At 68.4% G+C, this 19,058-nt stretch carries 17 protein-coding genes; 10 read left to right on the forward strand and 7 right to left on the reverse strand.

Annotation, left to right across the window (positions count from 1 at the left end; all coding sequences use genetic code 11):
• Positions 1–2 precede the first annotated feature (2 nt).
• Genes CLV49_RS15920 through lnt form a run of 5 tightly spaced genes read left to right on the forward strand, consistent with a single transcriptional unit; the run spans position 3 to position 6,147 of the window.
• Entirely contained in the window at positions 3–1,016 is a 1,014-nt protein-coding gene (locus tag CLV49_RS15920) for a helix-turn-helix transcriptional regulator (RefSeq protein WP_106564415.1), read from the forward strand.
• Positions 1,017–1,050: 34 nt separating this feature from the next.
• Complete coding sequence (gene tatA / locus CLV49_RS15925) at positions 1,051–1,317, forward strand: twin-arginine translocase TatA/TatE family subunit (protein WP_106564416.1); 267 nt, start codon at positions 1,051–1,053, stop codon at positions 1,315–1,317.
• 48 nt (positions 1,318–1,365) lie between these two features.
• The gene (gene tatC / locus CLV49_RS15930; RefSeq protein ID WP_106564417.1) at positions 1,366–2,112 is read left to right on the forward strand and encodes a twin-arginine translocase subunit TatC; all 747 of its coding nucleotides are present in this window, start codon (positions 1,366–1,368) and stop codon (positions 2,110–2,112) included.
• Complete coding sequence (locus tag CLV49_RS15935; RefSeq protein WP_106564418.1) at positions 2,109–4,526, forward strand: DEAD/DEAH box helicase; 2,418 nt, start codon at positions 2,109–2,111, stop codon at positions 4,524–4,526. The genes tatC and CLV49_RS15935 overlap by 4 nt, the downstream gene beginning before the upstream one ends.
• Before the next feature lie 43 nt (positions 4,527–4,569).
• Positions 4,570–6,147 carry an apolipoprotein N-acyltransferase gene (gene lnt, locus CLV49_RS15940; RefSeq protein WP_106564419.1) on the forward strand — a complete coding sequence of 526 codons (1,578 nt, stop codon included), beginning with the start codon at positions 4,570–4,572 and terminating at the stop codon, positions 6,145–6,147.
• Positions 6,148–6,226: 79 nt separating this feature from the next.
• Here lnt and CLV49_RS15945 read toward each other — a convergent pair whose 3' ends face one another.
• Positions 6,227–6,592 (reverse strand): RNA polymerase-binding protein RbpA, encoded by a 366-nt coding sequence (locus CLV49_RS15945; protein WP_106564420.1) that lies wholly within the window; start codon positions 6,590–6,592, stop codon positions 6,227–6,229.
• Positions 6,593–6,686: 94 nt separating this feature from the next.
• The gene (locus CLV49_RS15950; protein ID WP_106564421.1) at positions 6,687–7,445 is read right to left on the reverse strand and encodes a glycerophosphodiester phosphodiesterase family protein; all 759 of its coding nucleotides are present in this window, start codon (positions 7,443–7,445) and stop codon (positions 6,687–6,689) included.
• Positions 7,446–7,605: 160 nt separating this feature from the next.
• On the opposite strand from CLV49_RS15950, the gene CLV49_RS15955 reads away from it, so the two are divergent.
• A complete protein-coding gene (locus CLV49_RS15955) occupies positions 7,606–8,370 on the forward strand; it encodes an SDR family oxidoreductase (protein WP_106564422.1) in 765 nt (254 codons plus the stop codon).
• A 120-nt stretch (positions 8,371–8,490) separates the two neighbouring features.
• On the opposite strand, the gene CLV49_RS15960 is transcribed toward CLV49_RS15955, so the two are convergent.
• A complete protein-coding gene (locus CLV49_RS15960) occupies positions 8,491–9,564 on the reverse strand; it encodes an alkene reductase (protein WP_106564423.1) in 1,074 nt (357 codons plus the stop codon).
• 123 nt (positions 9,565–9,687) lie between these two features.
• Between CLV49_RS15960 and CLV49_RS15965 the strand changes: the two genes are divergently transcribed.
• On the forward strand, positions 9,688–11,673 hold the full coding sequence (locus CLV49_RS15965; protein WP_106565167.1) for a S9 family peptidase: 1,986 nt from the start codon (positions 9,688–9,690) through the stop codon (positions 11,671–11,673).
• Positions 11,674–11,822: 149 nt separating this feature from the next.
• Here CLV49_RS15965 and CLV49_RS15970 read toward each other — a convergent pair whose 3' ends face one another.
• The 4 genes from CLV49_RS15970 to CLV49_RS15985 form a co-directional block, all read right to left on the reverse strand.
• The gene (locus tag CLV49_RS15970; RefSeq protein ID WP_106564424.1) at positions 11,823–12,830 is read right to left on the reverse strand and encodes a sugar phosphate isomerase/epimerase family protein; all 1,008 of its coding nucleotides are present in this window, start codon (positions 12,828–12,830) and stop codon (positions 11,823–11,825) included.
• 103 nt (positions 12,831–12,933) lie between these two features.
• Positions 12,934–13,962, reverse strand: a complete 1,029-nt coding sequence (locus tag CLV49_RS15975) for a Gfo/Idh/MocA family protein (RefSeq protein WP_146145363.1) — start codon at positions 13,960–13,962, stop codon at positions 12,934–12,936.
• Positions 13,959–14,723 carry a ThuA domain-containing protein gene (locus CLV49_RS15980; protein ID WP_106565168.1) on the reverse strand — a complete coding sequence of 255 codons (765 nt, stop codon included), beginning with the start codon at positions 14,721–14,723 and terminating at the stop codon, positions 13,959–13,961. The genes CLV49_RS15975 and CLV49_RS15980 overlap by 4 nt, the downstream gene beginning before the upstream one ends.
• A gap of 58 nt (positions 14,724–14,781) precedes the next feature.
• Complete coding sequence (locus CLV49_RS15985; RefSeq protein WP_106564426.1) at positions 14,782–15,834, reverse strand: LacI family DNA-binding transcriptional regulator; 1,053 nt, start codon at positions 15,832–15,834, stop codon at positions 14,782–14,784.
• Positions 15,835–16,021: 187 nt separating this feature from the next.
• On the opposite strand from CLV49_RS15985, the gene CLV49_RS15990 reads away from it, so the two are divergent.
• Genes CLV49_RS15990 through CLV49_RS16000 form a run of 3 tightly spaced genes read left to right on the forward strand, consistent with a single transcriptional unit; the run spans position 16,022 to position 19,050 of the window.
• Entirely contained in the window at positions 16,022–16,738 is a 717-nt protein-coding gene (locus tag CLV49_RS15990; RefSeq protein ID WP_106564427.1) for a ThuA domain-containing protein, read from the forward strand.
• Complete coding sequence (locus tag CLV49_RS15995; RefSeq protein ID WP_106564428.1) at positions 16,723–17,820, forward strand: Gfo/Idh/MocA family protein; 1,098 nt, start codon at positions 16,723–16,725, stop codon at positions 17,818–17,820. The genes CLV49_RS15990 and CLV49_RS15995 overlap by 16 nt, the downstream gene beginning before the upstream one ends.
• A 54-nt stretch (positions 17,821–17,874) precedes the next feature.
• The gene (locus CLV49_RS16000; protein WP_106564429.1) at positions 17,875–19,050 is read left to right on the forward strand and encodes a Gfo/Idh/MocA family protein; all 1,176 of its coding nucleotides are present in this window, start codon (positions 17,875–17,877) and stop codon (positions 19,048–19,050) included.
• Positions 19,051–19,058: the final 8 nt, after the last annotated feature.

Below are 19,058 nucleotides of genomic sequence, written 5' to 3' on the forward strand. Positions count from 1 at the left end.
TCATGGCCTCGTTCCAGCCCGTGCACGCACAGGACAAGCTCGCCTTCCTCCTGTCTCTCGTCCCGTATCTCATGGACCACGACCGCGTGAGCGTGGCCGATGCCGCCGCGCACTTCGGGGTGCCGCCTGAACAGATCCGCCAGGCCGTGAGGCTCATCGCCGTGTCGGGGGTCCCCGGTGAGACGACGCAGTACCAGCACGACGATCTCTTCGACATCGACTGGGACGCCTTCGAGCAGGACGACGAGATCGCCATCACGCACCTCGTCGCAATCGACGAGTCGCCGCGTTTCTCGGCACGCGAGGCCGCAGCGCTCATCGCCGGACTGCAGTACCTCTCGGGGCTTCCGGAGCAGGCTGATCGCGACGTCGTCGGTGCCCTCATGGCGAAGCTCGCGATCGGGGCCTCCGCCGTTCCCAGCGAAGTCGCCGTGGGATCCGGCGACCTCGATGCGGCGCTCGCGACGATCCGCGAGTCGGTCGCGACAGCCCGTTCGCTCGCGTTCGATTACGTGAACGCACGAGGAGAGCGCGAACGCCGCACGGTCGACCCGCTCCGGGTCGAATCGCTCGACGCGGATTGGTATGTGCGCGCCTGGGATCACAGCCGGTCGGCCGTGCGGACGTTCCGGCTCGACCGGATGTCGCGCATCGAGGTGACGGAGGAGCCGGCGCACGCGGAGGCGCGAGACGTCGTTCTGCCAGAGACCCTCTTCCAGGCCTCTCCTGAGGACCTGAGCGTCGAACTCGAGGTGTCGGAGGCTGCCCTGCCGCTCATCGACGAGTGGATCGGTGGAAGCGAACGGACCGCGGTCGACGGACATCGCGTCCGAGTCACGGTCAGACTGGCGCATTACGGGACCCTGACGCGATTCGTCTCCGGTCTCGCGGGGCTCGTGACGGTCGTCGGACCGCCGGAGGCCAGGGCAGCGGTGGCGGCGTGGGCGGGGGATGCGCTCGGCAACTACGCCGCGAACGGCGGTTCTCCCAGCCCTATCTCCGGCGGCGCGAGGTAGACTCGACGAACATCGACCCTCTGGAGGATCGCGCATGTTGGGCAACCTGACCGGATGGCATCTCGTCATCATCCTCGTGATCGTGCTGCTGCTGTTCGGCGCGACCCGACTCCCCGCTCTCACACGGAGCATCGGACAGTCCGTGCGCATCTTCAAGAAGGAAGTCCGCGACGACGACGCGTCGAAGCCGTCGGACCCGGGATCCGATTACGGTGTCCGCACCGACTCGGGCGTCCGCACCGACGAGAGCACCGTGACCCCCAGCGCGTCTGCTCGACGCGACGCCGACACGACGCCGTAACCGGTCGTGCCCGCGAAACAGCGCAGGCAGAAGAACACCGAGGGGCGGATGTCGCTCGGCCAACACCTGCTCGAACTCCGGAAGCGACTGTTCATCTCGGCCCTCGCGATCGTCGTGGGCATGGTGTTCGGCTTCATCGTGGCTGAGCCCGTCATCCGCGCGATGTCGCAGCCCATCGCCGAGTTGGCCGAGAAGATGAACGCGAGTCTCAACTTCGAGACCGTCACCTCCGGCTTCGACCTGTACATGAAGATCGCGCTCACGGTCGGCATCGTCGTATCGGCACCGGTCTGGCTCTACCAGATCTGGGCGTTCCTCGTCCCGGGTCTGAAGCGTCGGGAGATCGGCTACGCGCTCGGCTTCCTCGGGGCCGCTCTCCCGCTCTTCTTCGGAGGTGCCGCCGCCGGCTGGCTCGTCATGCCGCACATCGTCGAACTCATGGCCGGTTTCATCCCGGAGGGTGGAAGCGGCATCTACACGGCGAGCTACTTCTTCGACTTCGTCCTGAAGCTCGTGCTGGCCGTCGGGATCGCCTTCGTACTGCCGGTGTTCCTCGTCCTCTTGAACTTCGTCGGAGTGCTCTCGGCGTCGTCGATCATCAAGTCCTGGCGGTGGGCGATCCTCGCGATCATGGTGTTCTGCGCCCTCGCCACGCCGGCGGCCGACGTGGTCTCGATGTTCCTCCTCGCGATCCCGATGGTCATCCTCTACTTCGCCGCCTACGGGGTGGCCTGGGTCCACGATCGACGCGCAGCCCGCCGCGTGTCGGCGCCCGACCCGGAGTTCGCGGTGTGAGCGAGACACTCTCCCCGGCCGAGCGGTACGCGGCCTCCCGGCGCACGGCCCTCGTCCGCGAGTTCCGGGACGGATTGTCCTTCGCGCTCGATCCGTTCCAAGAGGCGGCCTGCGAACGCCTCGAGGCCGGTCGGAGCGTGCTCGTAGCAGCCCCGACGGGAGCGGGGAAGACGATCGTCGCGGAGTTCGCCGTCTTCCTGGCCATGCGCGAGGAGCGGGCGAAGGTGTTCTACACCGCCCCGATGAAGGCCCTCAGCAACCAGAAGTACGGCGAGTTCGTCGACGCGTACGGCGCTGAGAACGTCGGTCTCCTCACGGGTGACACGAACATCAACTCCGGAGCACGTGTGGTCGTGATGACCACGGAAGTGCTTCGGAACATGCTCTATGCAGACTCGGCACTTCTCGCCGACCTCGCTTTCGTCGTGATGGACGAAGTGCACTACCTCGCTGACCGCTTCCGCGGCGCCGTCTGGGAGGAAGTCATCATCCACCTGCCGCCTGCCGTCCGACTCGTCTCGCTGAGCGCGACCGTGTCGAATGCAGAGGAGTTCGGAGACTGGCTGCACACCGTCCGTGGTGACACGGATGTGATCGTCTCGGAGGAGCGTCCGGTTCCGCTCGACCAGCATGTGCTCATGGGCGGCCGGTTGCTCGACCTCTTCGATGCCAAGACATCGGGGGACGAGCCCAACGTCAATCCGGAACTCGTCCGTCTCGCGCAGTTCGGTGGTCGCTCGCTCTCGACGAAGCAGTACGACGACGTCAGCCGATACCACCGGCGGAGGGGACCGCAGCGCCACGAGCGGACCTCGCGCGCCAGCACCGTGGAGCTGCTCGGTGAGCACCATCTCCTTCCCGCCATCTTCTTCATCTTCAGCCGCGTCGGCTGCGATCAGGCCGTGCGCGAGGTGGTGAGGGCGGGGGTCCGGCTGACCGAGCAACACGAGCGGCACGAGATCCGTGCCGTCATCGAGGAGCGGACAGCCGCGTTCCAGGACGAGGACCTCGCGGTTCTCGGGTACTGGGAGTGGCGCGACGGGCTCGAGCGCGGCGTCGCCGCCCACCACGCCGGGATGCTGCCGGCGTTCAAGGAGGTCGTCGAGGAGCTCTTCCAGCGCAAACTCCTCAAGGTGGTCTTCGCCACCGAGACCCTCGCCCTCGGCATCAACATGCCGGCTCGTACGGTCGTGCTCGAGAAGCTCGAGAAGTTCAACGGCGAGGCGCGCGTCCCGATCACGTCGGGGGAGTACACGCAGCTCACCGGCAGGGCTGGACGGCGACGCATCGACGTGGAGGGCCACGCGGTCGTCCAATGGGTCGACGGCCTGCACCCCCAGGCCGTCGCGGCCCTCGCATCACGACGCAGCTATCCGCTCAACTCGAGCTTCCGACCGACGTACAACATGGCGGTCAATCTCATCGACCGATTCGGCCGCCGGCGCACCCGCGAGATCCTCGAGTCGTCCTTCTCGCAGTTCCAGGCGGACCGGGCTGTCGTCGACCTCGCCAGAAAGGTGCGGGATCAGGAGGGCTCCCTCGAGGGCTACGCGGAGGCGATGCGCTGCCACCTGGGGGACTTCGCGGAGTACGCGTCCATCCGTCGAGAGCTCGGCGATCTGGAGAAGCAGCGACCTGACGCCGGCTCCGCCGCCAAGCGTGAACGCCGCTCCCGTCAGATCGCCTCTCTCCGGAAGAGGCTCAAGGCCCACCCGTGTCATGGCTGCTCCGACCGTGAGAAGCACGCTCGATGGGCCGAGCGGTGGTTCCGGTTGCGTCGCGAGACGGACGCGCTGCGTCGGCAGATCAACACACGCACGGGCGCCGTCGCAAAGGTCTTCGACCGTGTCGTCGACGTGCTCGTCGAGCTCGGATACCTCGTCGAGGGGGAGGGGCCCGGAGGGATCTCCCTCGCGCCGCAGGGGCAGGCGCTTCGTCGCATCTACGGGGAACGCGATCTTCTCGTGGCCGAGTGTCTCCGACGTGGGCTCTGGAACGGCCTCGATGCGCCGAGCCTCGCCGCTCTCGCCTGCTGCCTCGTGTACGAGCCCCGACGCGACGACACCGACGTGCCGGAGCGCTACCTCCCGCGAGGACGATTCCGCGAAGCACTCACGGCCACGCAGGAGGTCTGGAGCGTCCTCGACGACGTCGAGCAGGCGCATCGGCTGCCCGGCAGCAATGTACCGGCCAACGGCCTCGCTCTCGCGATGTACAAGTGGGCGTCCGGATCACCTCTCGACGTCGTCCTGCGCGACGCGGACCTGGCCGCCGGGGACTTCGTCCGGTGGTGCAAGCAGACGATCGATCTCCTCGACCAGCTCTCGACGGTCGCCGACCCGCCCGTCGGCGTGACAGCCCGGCACGCACTCGACGCCGTGCGTCGCGGCATCGTCGCGTACAGCTCCGTCTGATGCTCGGTCCGTTCGCCCAGCTTTCCGATCGTAGGGTTGTGGAGTGACCCGAACCCCCTCCCGTCAGCCGTTCCCGTCAGCCGCTGACCCGCGCGACCGCGACGCTCCGATCGTGCCCCTGTGGGCTGCGGTCCTCCTCGCGCTCGGCGCCGGGCCGGTGCTCGACGCCGGCTTCCCCGATCTCGGGGCGTGGCCGCTCACGTTCGTCGGGATCGGCATCGTTCTCGTCGCGGTCGTCGGACGACGGGCCGGTACGTCCTTCCTCGTCGGCTTCATCGCCGGGCTCTCGTTCTACCTGGTGCACGTGTCGTGGACGGCGCTGTACCTCGGGCCGGTGCCGTGGGTGGCGCTCTCCGTCCTCGAGTCCCTGTTCTTCGGTGCAGGAGCGGTGCTCATCACCCTGGCGTACCGCTGGTTCCCGCGCGTCTGGTCGGGCACGATCGCTCGGCTCGCCGTGCTCCCGGTACTCATCGGCGCGCTGTGGACCGCTCGGGAGATGGTCGCCAGCACGTGGCCGTACGGCGGCTTCGCGTGGGGCCGGGTCGCCCTGAGTCAGTCGGAGAGCCCTTTCGCCCCCCTCGTCGCCTGGGTCGGCATCTCCGGTCTGAGCTTCGTCATGGTCGTCGTCGTCGCCGTCACCGTGCAGGTCCTCCGCGAGCCCGCTCCCGGTCTCGTGCGGAGGATGGCGGTCCCCGTCGTCCTCGTCGTGGCCGTTCTGGCGGTACCGGCGTGGCCGACGTCCGTCTTCGGAACCTCCCGGATCGCGGCCGTGCAGGGGAACACCAAGGCCGGCTACTTCGATGCGGCCGAGCGCAAGCCCGGCGACCTCATCTCCGGACAGCTCGACGCGAGCCTGCCGGTGCTGGACGAGGGCGTCGACATGATCGTGTGGCCGGAGGGGGCGAGTGAGTACGACCCGGCCACGGTGCCGTCGGCAGGCCGTGCGCTCGACGCGCTGAGCCAGCTCGCGGGCGGTGCGCCCGTCATCCTCGGGACCAACCAGGAGCGGGAGGACAAGGTGTACAACACCTCGCTCCTCTGGCAGGACGGTCGCGCGACCGACTGGTACGACAAGAAGCACCCGGTGCCGTTCGGCGAGTACGTACCGGACAGGGAGTTCTGGGAGCCGTTCGCCCCCGACCTCATCGGTCTCATCGCGCGCGACTACACGCCGGGGACGCGCGACGGCATCTTCAACGTGAACGGGGTCATCGCGGGGATCAGCATCTGCTTCGACATCGTCGACGATGCCGTGATCCGCGACTCCGTCGATCGTGGTGCGCAGGTTCTGCTCGCCCAGACGAACAACGCCGATTTCGGCCAGACCGACGAGAACCAGCAGCAGCTGGCGATCACGCGCCTCCGCGCGATCGAGACGTCACGGAGCGTCGTGAGCATCTCGACCGTCGGTCTGAGCGCGGTCATCGGTCCCGACGGTCGGACGATCGCGACGGTCCCGGCCTACGAGCCGGGGGCCATGGTCGAAGACGTCCCTCTCTCGCGTGATCTCACGCCGGCTGTCGTCCTCGGCGGCCAGACCGAAGGGCTCATCGTCGGATGGGGGATCGGGACGCTTCTTCTCGCCGGACTCTTCGGCGCCCGGCGCGGGCGTCGCGGCTGAGCGGTCTCGAACAGCGCACACGACGAAGCACCGGACGTTTCCGTCCGGTGCTTCGTGGATTCTGCGAGGGAGAAGCGGCTCAGGCGCCGATCTTGTGCTGTCCGCGTCGGGCACGCAGGAAGTCGAGGCGCTCCTGGAGGAGCTCTTCGAGTTCCGCGCGAGTACGCCGTTCGAGCAGCATGTCCCAGTGGGTACGCGGGGCCTTGACGTCCCCGTGATCGATGTCGACGGGCTTGCTGTCCACCATCAGGACGGCCTCAGCACCGCAGGTCTTGCACTCCCAGGTGTCGGGTGCGTCCGCGTCGGCGGCGAAGATGAGGACGGTGTCGTTGCCGCAAGCGGCACACGAGTACTCGTGTGCGATCCGCTCCGAGAACACGACCCCTTCCTCGCTCTGCAGGCTCTGGGATCCGAGGCGCATTCCGCGCAGGCTGCGATCTGCCATTGTGTGGTCTCCTCTCGCATAGTGTGGTTCGTCAAGTTATAACGCTTCAAGCTGGGTTTTCTCTTCCAACGGCCGTCATGCTCCCAGGCCGTGCTCAGCTTCGAGTCGCTCTACCGATGGTTCGGAGCGCGACGTCGCACCGATCGGTCACGATTCCGTCGACCCCGAGTGCCAGGAGCCGCCGCATGTCTCGGGGGTCGTTCACGGTCCACACGTGGACCTCGATCCCGGCGGAGTGGAAGGCACGGACGGATCGTCGTGTGACGACCGCGATTCCGCGGTGCCGTTCGGGCACCTGCACGCACGGGACGCCCCGGAGGATGCGGCCGACGATGCCGGCGAGGCCGAGACGCGCGGGCAGGAGAGCGCGGGCGACGAGGTCGCTGGACGCGCTCGTGGCTACTCCCGGAAGCGCTCGGAGCACTGCCGACCGCGTCGCTCCGTCGAAGGAGGTCACGAGCACGCGGTCGCGGGCGTCCGCCGAATGGATCGCGGAGACCACCGACGGCACGGCGGACGGTGCCTTCACATCGATGTTGAACGGCGTGTCGGGGAACCGTTCGAGCACGTCGAGCAGACGCGGCACGCGCTCTCCGGCGCCGAGGTCGAGAGCGTCCAGATCAGCCGAGGCGGTCGAGGCGATCTCGATCGTCGTCTGTCCGACGACGATGGTCGGGTCGTGCGCGAGGACGGCTACGCCGTCGGCCGTGACGTGCGCATCGGTCTCGACGTAGTCGGCGCCGGCGGCGATGGCGGCTTGGAAGGCGGCCACCGTGTTCTCGGGTGCGGACGTCGCGAGCCCCCGATGAGCGAAGACCCGGGGGAGCGGGGAGTCGAAGTAGCGGGTGGTCATGTGTGTCTCCTCGGTTCTGTCCGCGGCGGGGCCGTCCGGAGCCCCGTTGCCTCAAGACGATCACCGCTTGGTAGTCTCGGGGCTGGCCCCAGCTTGACATGACGTCCGTCACGGATCGTTCGCCGCTGTCGGCCGTCGTCCCACTTGAGAGGAATCCTCCGTGTCACACCCCCTCGCCCCCGGCTCACTCGAGGGCAAGAACGTCCTCGTCACCGGCTCGTCCCGCGGCATCGGCGCCGACACCGTGCGCTACTTCGCCGCGGCCGGAGCCAATGTGGTCATCAACTTCCGGAACAAGGAGGCGCGAGCGGTCAAGCTCGCCGAGGAGATCCGCGCCACCGGTGGCACGGCCCTCACCGTCGGCGCCGACCTGACCGACGCCGATTCCGTCGCCGGCATGGCCGCACAGATCCGCGAGGCCTACGGCTCGCTCGACGTCCTCGTCCTCAACGCGTCTGGCGGCATGGAGAGCGGAATGGCGGAGGACTACGCCATGGTCCTCAACCGCGATGCACAGGTCGGCGTCGTCGACGCGATGCTCCCGTTGCTCGCTGTCGGATCGCGGATCGTCTTCGTGACGAGCCACCAGGCGCACTTCATCCACTCGACGCCCACCATGCCCGAGTACGAGCCCGTCGCCCGCTCCAAGCGGGCGGGCGAGGACGCCCTGCGCGCGCGCATCGAGGAGTTCGAGTCGGCCGGAGTCGAGTTCGTCGTCGTCTCGGGCGACATGATCGAGGGCACCATCACGGCGACGCTCCTCGAGCGCGCGAATCCCGGTGCGATCTCCGCACGCAAGGAAGCCGCCGGTCGGCTCTTCAACGTCTCCGAGTTCGCCGCGGAGGTCGCACGCGCCGCCGTCGAGCCGATCGGGGCGGACCACACGCGCTACGTCGGCGACGTATCGGACTTCGGCGGCAACTGAACGATCGTCTGACCCGACGCGGAGACAGACACGAAGCCCGTCGGCCGGTGGGGATTACACCGGCTGACGGGCTTCGTTCGTCTGATCGGCCAGACCGTCTCGATCAGGCCGGTCCGTTGGTCAGGCCGAGAGGCGCGGGTAGTCCGTGTAGCCGGTCGCGTCATCACCGTAGAACGTCGCCGGGTTGGGCTCGTTCTCGGGGTGGCCGCCGCGCCAGCGCTCGACGAGGTCGGGGTTCGCGATCGCGAGACGACCGACGGCGACAGCATCCGCCGAGCCCTCGGCGACGAGGCGCTCGGCCTCCGCCTTCGTCGTCACCGTTCCGAAGCCGCTGTTCGCGATGAGCACGCCGCCGAAGCGCGAGCGGAGCTCCTGGACGAGCTCTCCCGTCGGCTCCGCGTGGAGGACGCTCAGGTAGGAGAGTCCGAGCGGGGCGATCCCCTCGACGACCGCCGTGTACGTTGCCCGGACGTCGTCCGCGTCAGTCTCGGCGATGTCCTGGATGTTGTGGGCGGGGGAGAGACGCAGGCCGACGCGGCCCGCTCCGATCTCGTCGGCCACCGCGCGCACGACCTCCACGACGAACGACGCACGCGCTGCGGGGGATCCGCCGTACGCGTCCTCGCGGCGGTTGGCGGCGGGGGAGAGGAACTCGTGGAGGAGGTACCCGTTGGCGCCGTGGACCTCGACGCCGTCGAGTCCGGCGTCGATCGCGCGACGGGCGGCAGCGACGAACTCGTCCCGGACGACGGAGAGCTCCTCCGTCGTGAGGGCGTGGGGGACGGGGTACGCGCTCTTGCCGGACGGCGTGCGGACCTCTCCGTCGATCGCGATGGCGCTCGGAGCGACGATGCGCTCGGTGCCCGTGATGTCGGTGTGCGAGACCCGCCCGCCGTTCATGATCTGCATGACGATCCGGCCACCGGCCTCGTGGACGGCCTCGGCGACGCGCGACCAGCCGGCCGCCTGCTCCTCGGTGGCGATACCGGGCTGCCCGGGGTACGACTTCGACTCGGCAGACGGGTAGGTGCCCTCGCTGATGATGAGCCCGAGTCCCGCGCGCTGGGCGTAGTGCTCGACGTTCAGATCGCTCGGCACGCCGTTGGCGTGGGAACGCACCCGTGTGAGCGGGGCCATGACGACGCGGTTCGGGAGTGAGAGCTCGCCGGCGGTGAGTGGAGCGTAGAGGTTCATCGTGTCCTTCCGTTTCGACGCCCGATGGCGCCTTCTGGCCGAACGGACCCCCTCGTCGCCGTATTCCCGTCTTCAGAGAGTCCGCGGTTTGGCGGCGGGACGGGTTCGGCGTTGAATGGGATGGTGAAGGCAACCGATCTCCCTCTCCTGTCCACGCCCGGTCGACCGAGCATCCACCCGAGAGGCGACGTCGCCGTCGTCTCCGTGACCCGCCCGGACATCTCGGCCGACGCGTACGTCGGACAGCTCTGGAGCGTCCCGCTCACGGGCGGCGAGCCACGGCGCATCACCCGCGGCTTCCGAGACAGCGCACCGCGGCACTCGCCGGACGGGTCTCTCATCGCCTTCCTGCGGGCGGCGCCGGGGGAGCCGCCTCAGCTGCACGTCGTCTCGTCCGACGGCGGCGAGCCTGTGGTCGTCACCGCCCAGCTGCTCGGGGTCTCGGACATCGCATGGTCGCCCGATTCGAGTCGCATCGCCTACACGGCGCGCGTCGCCGAGCAGGGACGGTACGGAACGGTGCCCGAGATCGGCGCGGGCGCTGAGGCTCCTCGGCGCTTCACGACGAGGACGTTCCGCGCCAACGGGGTCGGCTACACGACCGACCGGCGAGCGTCCCTCTTCGTCGTCGACGTCCCGGACGTCACGGCGGAACCCGCGGTGCAGCCGGTCCCCGAGCGTTCGGGGGAGAAGGCTCCCGACGCGCCGACCGTTCCCGAATCGCGACGCCTGTCGTCCTTCGACGCCGATGTCTCGCACCCCGTGTTCACGCCGGACGGTTCCGCCGTCGCGTTCATCTCCGATCTCCACGAGACGGCCGATGTCGACCGTGCGAACGACGTCTACAGTGTGAGTGTCGACGGCGAGGATGAGCCGCGACGACTGTCTGCCGCCGATGCGCGCCGGTCCATCGCCGGCCTCGCGTTCGCACCCGACGGTGTCCTCCACGTCCTGGCCCAGGAACTGGGGGACTCCGGACGCGACTTCGTGGCTCGGAACACCTCGCTGTACCGCATGCCCAGCCCGGATGCCCGGGCCGAGGCTCTCACGGACGTCACCGACACCGACATCGGAGAGGTGTCCGACATCGTGTTCACAGGCGACGGCTCGGTCGTGTTCGCGAATCGCATTCGCGGTGCGATCAGAGCAGAGCGTCTCGCGGCCGATGGATCGAGAACCGTTCTCACGTCGGACTCCGATGTGGTGTCGGGCATCGACGCGTCGGGGGATCGCATCGTCGCCGTCGTCGCGGGTTCCCGCGACTCCGGGGAGGTCGCCCTGCTCGGCGGTCCGAGCCCCGAGGTGCTCACCGATTTCTCCATCGGTCTCCGCGACGCCGGCATCCTCCCGGTGGAGCACCACGCCGTGACGGGACGTGATGGCCAGGTCGTCGAGGGCTGGCTCGTCAAGCCGGAGGGTGACGGGCCGTTCCCGACGCTCCTCATGATCCACGGAGGTCCGTTCGCCGCCTACACCGGAGCGCTCTTCGACGAATCCCAGGTGTACGCGGACGCGGGGTACGCGGTCGTCTACTGCAACCCGCGTGGCGCGGCGGGCTTCGGTGAGGCTTTCGGGCGGTCGATCAAGAACGCCATGGGCACCGTCGACTTCGCGGACGTCATCGACTTCTTCGAGGGGGTCCTCGACGCCGACGAGACGCTCGACGCCGACCGCGTGGGCGTCCTCGGGGGCAGCTACGGCGGCTACCTCACGGCGTGGATCACGGCGCACGACCACCGGTTCGCCGGTGCGATCGTCGAACGCGGCTTCCTCGACCCGGAACTCTTCGTGGGCACGTCGGACATCGGCGACTTCTTCGGAGACGAATACGTGGGAACGTCGCCGGAGGACATCGCTCGACAGAGCCCTCAGGCGCATGTCGGCTCGGTGCGCACACCGACGCTCGTGCTGCATTCGGAGGATGACCTCCGATGCCCGCTGTCTCAAGCCGAGCGGTACTACGCAGCCTTGAAGCGCCATGGGGTCGACGCCGAACTCGTCGTTTTCCCCGGCGAGAACCACGAGCTCAGCCGCTCGGGTCGTCCGCGCCACCGTCGCGACCGCTTCGACGTCATCCTCGAGTGGTGGAGCCGCGTCCTTCCGGTGTGACGGGCGGGATCGGGTGCCCGGGGATCATCGCCCGGGCGCCCGATCGCTGGTCTCCTGCCACCCGTGAGATAACGCTGATAATGCACATTATGTCAGTTCGAGAACATGGGAGCGTGCGGAGGGGGTTCCCGACCCCCTCCCCGGCGCTACTACTCGCGTGACGTCGAGAACGCCGCGTCGAACGACTCCGCCGACGGCGTGATGGCGTTGAGTCGCCTCACGTAAGCGAGCGCCTCGGGCGCGCCGACCAGTCGGTCCATGCCGGCGTCCTCCCATTCGACGCTCGTGGGCCCGTCGTACCCGATCGCGTTCAGGGCCCGGAAGAACGGCTCCCAGGGAACGGCGCCATGTCCCGTCGACACGAACGTCCACCCACGACGGGGGTTCGCCCAGGGCAAGTGGGATCCGAGGACGCCGTTGCGGCCGTCGAGATTCGTGATCGACTCCTTGACGTGCACGTGCGTGACGTGCTCGGCGAAGTCGAGCACGAATGCCACGGGATCGATCCGCTGCCACACGAAGTGCGACGGGTCCACGTTGAAGCCGAAGGCCGATCGATGCCCGATCGCCTCGAGTGTGCGCTGAGCCGTCCAATAGTCGTAGGCGATCTCGCTCGGGTGCACCTCGAGTGCGAACCGCACCCCGACCTCGTCGAAGACGTCGAGGATCGGGTTCCAGCGGTCTGCGAAGTCCTGGTACCCCGCCGCGATCCACTCATCGGAGGCCGGTGGGAACATCGCGACGCCCTTCCAGATCGACGATCCGGAGAACCCGTTGACGATCGGGACACCGAGACGGGCCGCGAAGCGGGCCGTGTCCTTGAGGTCCTCCGCCGCCCGGAGCCGGACCCCCTCGGGGTCCCCGTCTCCCCACACGCGGTCGCTGAGGATGTCCCGATGCCTCTCGTCGATCGGATCGTCGCAGACGGCCTGGCCCGTCAGATGATTCGAGATCGCGAAGACGGTCAGCCCGTTGCGTTCGAGGATGTCGCGTCGGCTCTGCACGTACGCATCGTCGTCCCAGCGCGAGACGTCGATGTGGTCGCCCCAGCAGGCGATCTCCAGTCCGTCGTAGCCCCACTCCCCTGCGAGCCGTGCGACCTCCTCGAACGGCAGGTCGGCCCACTGGCCCGTGAACAGCGTGATCGGTCGCGTCATTGCGTCCCCTTCATCGTCCGTGATGTCCGTCCGGCCGGCGCGGCCATGACGGGAGATTTGGCGTGTACGGCAACATATCAGAGAGGACCCGTCGTTCGGCTCCTCATCGAGCCGAAGCGTCGCGTCGTGCCGCATCGAAGACGTCGGCGAGGACGATCCGCTCCCCTCGATCGGCGGACTGGACGGCCGCCTCGACCATCGCGAGGCTCCACACGTTGAGGTGGACTTCTCCAGAAGGAACGGGACCTCCATCGAGGGCCGCGACGAATTCCGCGAGGGCCGCGTCGAGCCCCTCCCCGTCCGGTGCGGGACCCAGTGGCACGGCGGCGGGATCGTCGTCCCTCCCCTGGGCCACGACCTCGGCCTCCCCGTCCCACGTCACGGTGCCATCGGGAGCGCTCCCCCGCCAGTCGCCGTTCCACGAGGTCACGAGGCCGTCGGCGCACCAGCTGCCCGAATAGGAGAAGCGGGCACCGCTCGGGAACCGGAAGATCGCCTCAGCGGCCGCGCCTCCGTCGAACCAGCTCCAGCTCGGCGCGAACTCCTCGCAGTACACCGACTCCGGATCCTCGTCGAGGAGGAAGCGCGCCTGATCGAAGCTGTGGATCGCCATGTCGACGAGGAGAGGATGATCCATACGGTCGCGGAAACCGCCGAAGCGGGGATTCTGGAAGAACCGGGTGTCGAGCTGTCCCGCTCCCCCGCGTGCCTGGAGGGCGTCGCGGAACGTCGAGATGCCGGGCGAGAATCGTCGGGATTGACTCGTCACCAGGAGTACGCCCGTCGATTCGCTGAGATCCGCGAGCTGGAGCGCCTCAGCCACCGTCGGCGTGACGGGCTTCTCGCTCAGCACCGGGACTCCGGCCCGGAGAGCAGCGCTGCTCACAGCGAGATGAGCTTCAGGGATCGTCACGTTGAGCAGCATGTCGGCGTGGACGGCCGAGAGGGCGCCGTCGGCGGTCGAGAAGACGGGAGCATCCCATCCGCGTTCCTCGACCGCCGAGCGGGCGGCCCCCTCGACGACGTCCACCACCGCGGAGACATGCAGATCCGAGCGTCGCGCGATCGTGTCGAGCCACGTCCGGCCCATCGCGCCCGCGCCGACGACGATGACAGAGCGCACCGCGTTCACAACGGACTCCCGTCCCACTCGCGAGCCGTATGGAAGTCGTTCTCCCGGTACATCCCGATCCGGGGCGCCACCCTCTCGCGATCCTGGTGCGCCCAGCGCACGGCGTTCGACAGCACACGCTTGACCCCCGCATCGTGATAGACGGGGTAGTCCTGATCGCCGGGTGAGAAGTAGAAGATGCGCCCGTGCCCACGGGAGAACGTCATCCCGGAGCGGAACACCTCTCCCCCAGAGAACCCGGACACGAAGACCAGATCGTCGGGGGTCGGGACGTCGAAGAACTCCCCGTACATCTCCTGCGAGGGGATGACGATCGGTTGGGGAACGCCCTCCGCGATCGGGTGCGTCGGCGCGACGGTCCAGACGAGCTCGCGATCGTCGGCCTGGCGCCAGCGCAACGAGCAGGTGGTGCCCATGAGTCGTATGAAGATCTTCGAGAAGTGCGCGGAGTGCAGAGCGACGAGGCCCATCCCGCCGAGCACGTGCTCACGGACACGATCGACGACGGCGTCCTCCACTGCGTCGTGCAGCATATGACCCCACCACAGCAGCACGTCGGTGCGCGCCAGACGCTCCTCCGACAAGCCGTGCTCCTCGTCGTCGAGGGTCGCCGTCTCGACCACGGCGGACTCACCGAGGAGTTCGCGGAGTCCCGCGGCGATGGTCCCGTGCATGGTGTCGGGGTAGTGCCGCTGGACGATCTCGTCGTGCTTCTCGTGATGGTTCTCGCCCCAGACGAGGACTCGGATCGGTCGTGTCATCGTGTGCTCTCCTTCGTGCATGGCTGTCACCATACGGTGTCTGATGTCTCGGTCGGCGTCACGGCTGACGCGGACCGAGGGGAGGTCGTGCTGTCGAGTGACGCTCGACCAGGCGCGTCTCGAGCTCGAGGCGTTGGGACACGTCGGAAGCGGATCGGCCGCGTGTCGCGGCCTGGTGCAGCATGCGGAACGCCGTGGCCCCCATCTCGGAGATCGGTTGCTGCACCGTCGTGAGCGGCGGTGCCGCCAGTGCGGACTCCTCGACGTCGTCGAATCCGACCACGCTGAGATCGTCGGGGATGGCGAGGCCGAGCGACGCAGCCGCGTCGTACACACCCAGCGCCATCACGTCGGAGCACGCGAAAACGGCCGTCGGTCGCTCGGCAGGCGACAGCATATCGATGGCCGCGAGGCGCGCCATCTCGCGATCCCAGTCGCAGAACGCCTGGCGCTCGGCCGGGACGGTGGCGTCCGCTCCGCGAGCGGCCGTGAGGAATCCGTCGACACGAGCGTTGCTGAACGGATGCGAGCGCCGACCGGCGACGATGCCGAAGGAGCGGTGACCACGATCGAGCAGGTGCTCGGCTGCCATCCGACCACCGTCCCAGTTGGTCGACCCGACGCTCGCGATATCGGCGGGAGGGCGCGATCCGGGGTCGATCGCGACGACGGGGACGCCGCTCGAGGTGAGGGAATAGAGCTCGGCGGCATCGGCCTCGGTGACGACGAGGATCGCTCCGATGGACGGTCGTCCCGTGATGCGCCGCAGCCACTTCCCGTCCGCACGCGCGACACTGAGGACGAGATCCGTTCCGGCTGCGGCGCATTCCTCTTCGATCCCCTCGAGCACGCGGCTGATCCAACTGCTCCCCACGTGGCCGACGACGACGTCGACGAGCTCCGACTCGCGGGGCCGTCGGGGGTTCCCGGTGGTGCGCGGACGCCGCCGGTAGCCGAGCTCGTGGGCCGCGTCGATCACACGTCGTCTCGTCGCCTCCGAGACGTCGGTCCCGCCGTTGAGCACCTTCGACACGGTGGGAACGCTCGTCTCCGCGCGCTCCGCGATCGACCTCATCGTGGCGCGCGGCGCTGTGCTCTCCGGTCCGACCATGTCTCGAGAGTATCCGAAGTTGCGCAACTCTGATGTGTCCGTTGGCGATCACGGTCACGCGCGGCCGATTGCACGGCCCGTGAATCGGGTGCAGAATGAATCCGCGCCCGTCCGACCACCGTTCGGACTTTCGCAACTCGCACCGAACCTGGTCGCGAGAGGCATACCCAGCTCCTCAAGGATGACGATGACTGATGCTCCCCCCGCCACGGCGACCCGGAAGGCCCTCGTCGTCCGCGGCGGATGGGACGGTCACCAGCCCGTCGAGGCCACCGAGCTCTTCATCCCGTTCCTCGAGGCGAACGGTTTCGAGGTGCGGGTGGATGAATCGCCGGCCGTCTATGCGGACGCCGCAGTCCTTGCGGAGATCGACCTGATCGTCCAGTCGAACACCATGTCGACGATCGAAGCGGACGAGTTCGCGGGACTGCGCGCCGCCGTCGAGAACGGAACGGGACTCGCGGGGTGGCACGGCGGTATCGCCGACTCCTACCGCAACACGTCCGACTACCTCCACCTGATCGGCGGCCAGTTCGCCTCGCACCCGGGAAAGCACGCCGACGAGCGCACCGGCGATCAATCCGACAACTACGTCCCCCACACGATCGAGATGACCGCGGCGGCGGCCGAGCATCCGATCACCGCCGGTATCACAGACTTCACGCTCGTCACCGAGCAGTACTGGGTGCTGCACGACGACTACAACGACGTCCTCGCGACCACCACGCAGGCGGCCAGGGAGTGGGACCCGTGGCATCGCTCCGTCACGTCGCCGGCGATCTGGACGCGCCGGTGGGGCGCCGGGCGCATCTTCGTCTCGACACCCGGGCACCGCGTCGAGGTGCTCGAAGACCCCAACGTCCGGACCATCATCGAGAGGGGTCTCCTGTGGGCGTCCCGCTGACCGTCGGCATCGTCGGCGTCGGGAAGATCAGCGAGCAGTACCTCGCGAACCTCCCCACCTTCCCCGGTCTTCGGCTGCTCGCCGTGTCCGACCTCGACGTATCGAGGGCGCAGACCGTCGCGGCGGAACACGGTGTCTCCGCCATGAGCGTCGATGAGCTCATCGCGCACCCGGAGGTCGACGCCGTCCTCAACCTCACCATCCCTGCGGCGCACGTCGAGGTGGGCACGCGGGCTCTCGAGGCCGGGAAACACGTCTTCGCCGAGAAGCCGCTCGGTCTCAGCCCTGCTGAGGCAGCACCCATGCTCGACCTCGCCGACAGACTCGGTCTGCGGATCGGGAGCGCACCGGACACCGTGCTCGGCACGGGCATCCAGACGGCCCGACATGCTCTCGAGTCCGGCGCCATCGGCACGCCCGTGGCGGCCCAGGTCTTCTGGTCGGCGCCCGGCCACGAGCGCTGGCACCCCGCGCCGGCCTTCTACTACCAGGAAGGTGCCGGACCGCTCTTCGACATGGGACCGTACTACCTGAGCGCTCTCGTGCACTTCTTCGGCCCCGTCGTCCGCGTATCGGGGCTCGGCACGCGTTCGCAGCGGGAACGGACCATCGAGACGGGACCTCTCGCCGGCGCACCGATCGACGTCGCGGTGGACACCCACATCACGGCGCTGCTCGAGCATGCGGACGGCGTGACGACGACGGTCACGGTGAGCTTCGAGGTCTGGAGTACTCGCGCTCCCCTCTTCGAGGTCTTCGGCACGTCCGGGACGCTCGCCGTGCCCGACCCGAACATGTTCTCCGAACTGGTAGAGGTGGCGACAGCGGTTCGACCCGCGTGGACCGTCCTGCCCGATTCCGCGGGATACATCGGGACGGGACGCGGGGTCGGACTCGCCGATCTCGCGACGGCGATCGTGGAAGACCGCCCGCACCGAGCATCCGGTCGACTCGCCTTCCACGTCCTCGACGTCATGGACGCGATCCTGCGTTCGACGAGGGAACGCGCCGTGATGACGATCGGCAGTACGGTGTCGAAGCCGGAGCTCGTTCCGCTGCAGTCCCCACGCGCACCGGCGTAGTCGAGCGCTTCCCCGACCCGTCTGCATCGACGCATTCAGCACAAGGAGAACAGCATGACCTCGTCCTTCCGCGTAGCGCTCATCGGCCACGCCTTCATGGGCAGGGCCCATGCGCACGCCTGGCGCACGGCTCACCGCTTCTTCCCGCTCCCCCTCGAGCCCGAGCTCGTCGTCGTCGTGGGACGGGACGAAGACCGTGCCAGGGCCGCGGCGGCCAATTTCGGCGCGGCCGAGTGGTCGACCGATTGGCGCGCGGTCATCGCTCGCGACGACATCGACATCGTCGACATCTGCGCCCCCGGCGACCAGCACGCGGAGATCGCGATCGCTGCGCTCGCCGCGGGGAAGCACGTGCTCTGCGAGAAGCCCCTCGCCCGGACGGTGACCGAGGCCCAGGAGATGGCGGACGCCGCCCAGGGAGCCCTCGCCTCGGGCGTCCGAGCCATGTGCGGCTTCAGCTACCGCCGTACTCCAGCGCTCGCCCTGGCCAGACGTTTCGTCGACGACGGGCGCCTTGGCCGCATCCGCCACGTCCGTGCCCAGTACCTGCAGGACTGGCTCAGCTCTCCCGAGGCTCCCCTCACGTGGCGTCTCGACAAGGAGAAAGCGGGCTCCGGGGCGCTCGGCGACATCGGCGCCCACAGCATCGACACGGCTCAGTGGTTGACCGGGCAGACGATCGACGAGGTGTCCGCCGTCCTCACCACGTTCGTCACCGAGCGTCCGGTCCTCGCTCAGCAGGAAGGCCTCGGCGGGCGCGCTGCCGAAGGAGCCCCGCGCGGACCCGTCACGGTGGACGACGCCGTGGCTTTCACCGCTCGGTTGAGCGGCGGAGCGATCGGCGTCTTCGAGGCCACGCGATTCGCTCTCGGGCGCCGGAACGCGAACCGGATCGAGATCAACGGGGACCGGGGTTCGATCGCCTTCGACTTCGAGCGGATGAACGAGCTGGAGTACTTCGACGGCGACGACCCGGACGATGCCCAGGGCTTCCGCCGCATCCAGGTGACGGATCCGTCTCACCCGTACGTCGACCGGTGGTGGCCGACGGGGCACGGACTGGGCTACGAGCATGCCTTCACCCACCAGGTCGTCGATCTCGTGACGGCGATCGCCGAGGGCCGTCAGCCGGAACCCTCTTTCGCGAACGCTCTCCAGGTGCAGCGGGTGCTCGAGGCCGTCGAACGCAGCGCGGCGGACCGATCGCGCCTCACTCCGACGTCTGCCTGACAGCGGGT

It is taken from the genome of Labedella gwakjiensis (assembly GCF_003014675.1).
GTDB classification, from domain to species: Bacteria; Actinomycetota; Actinomycetes; order Actinomycetales; family Microbacteriaceae; genus Labedella; species Labedella gwakjiensis.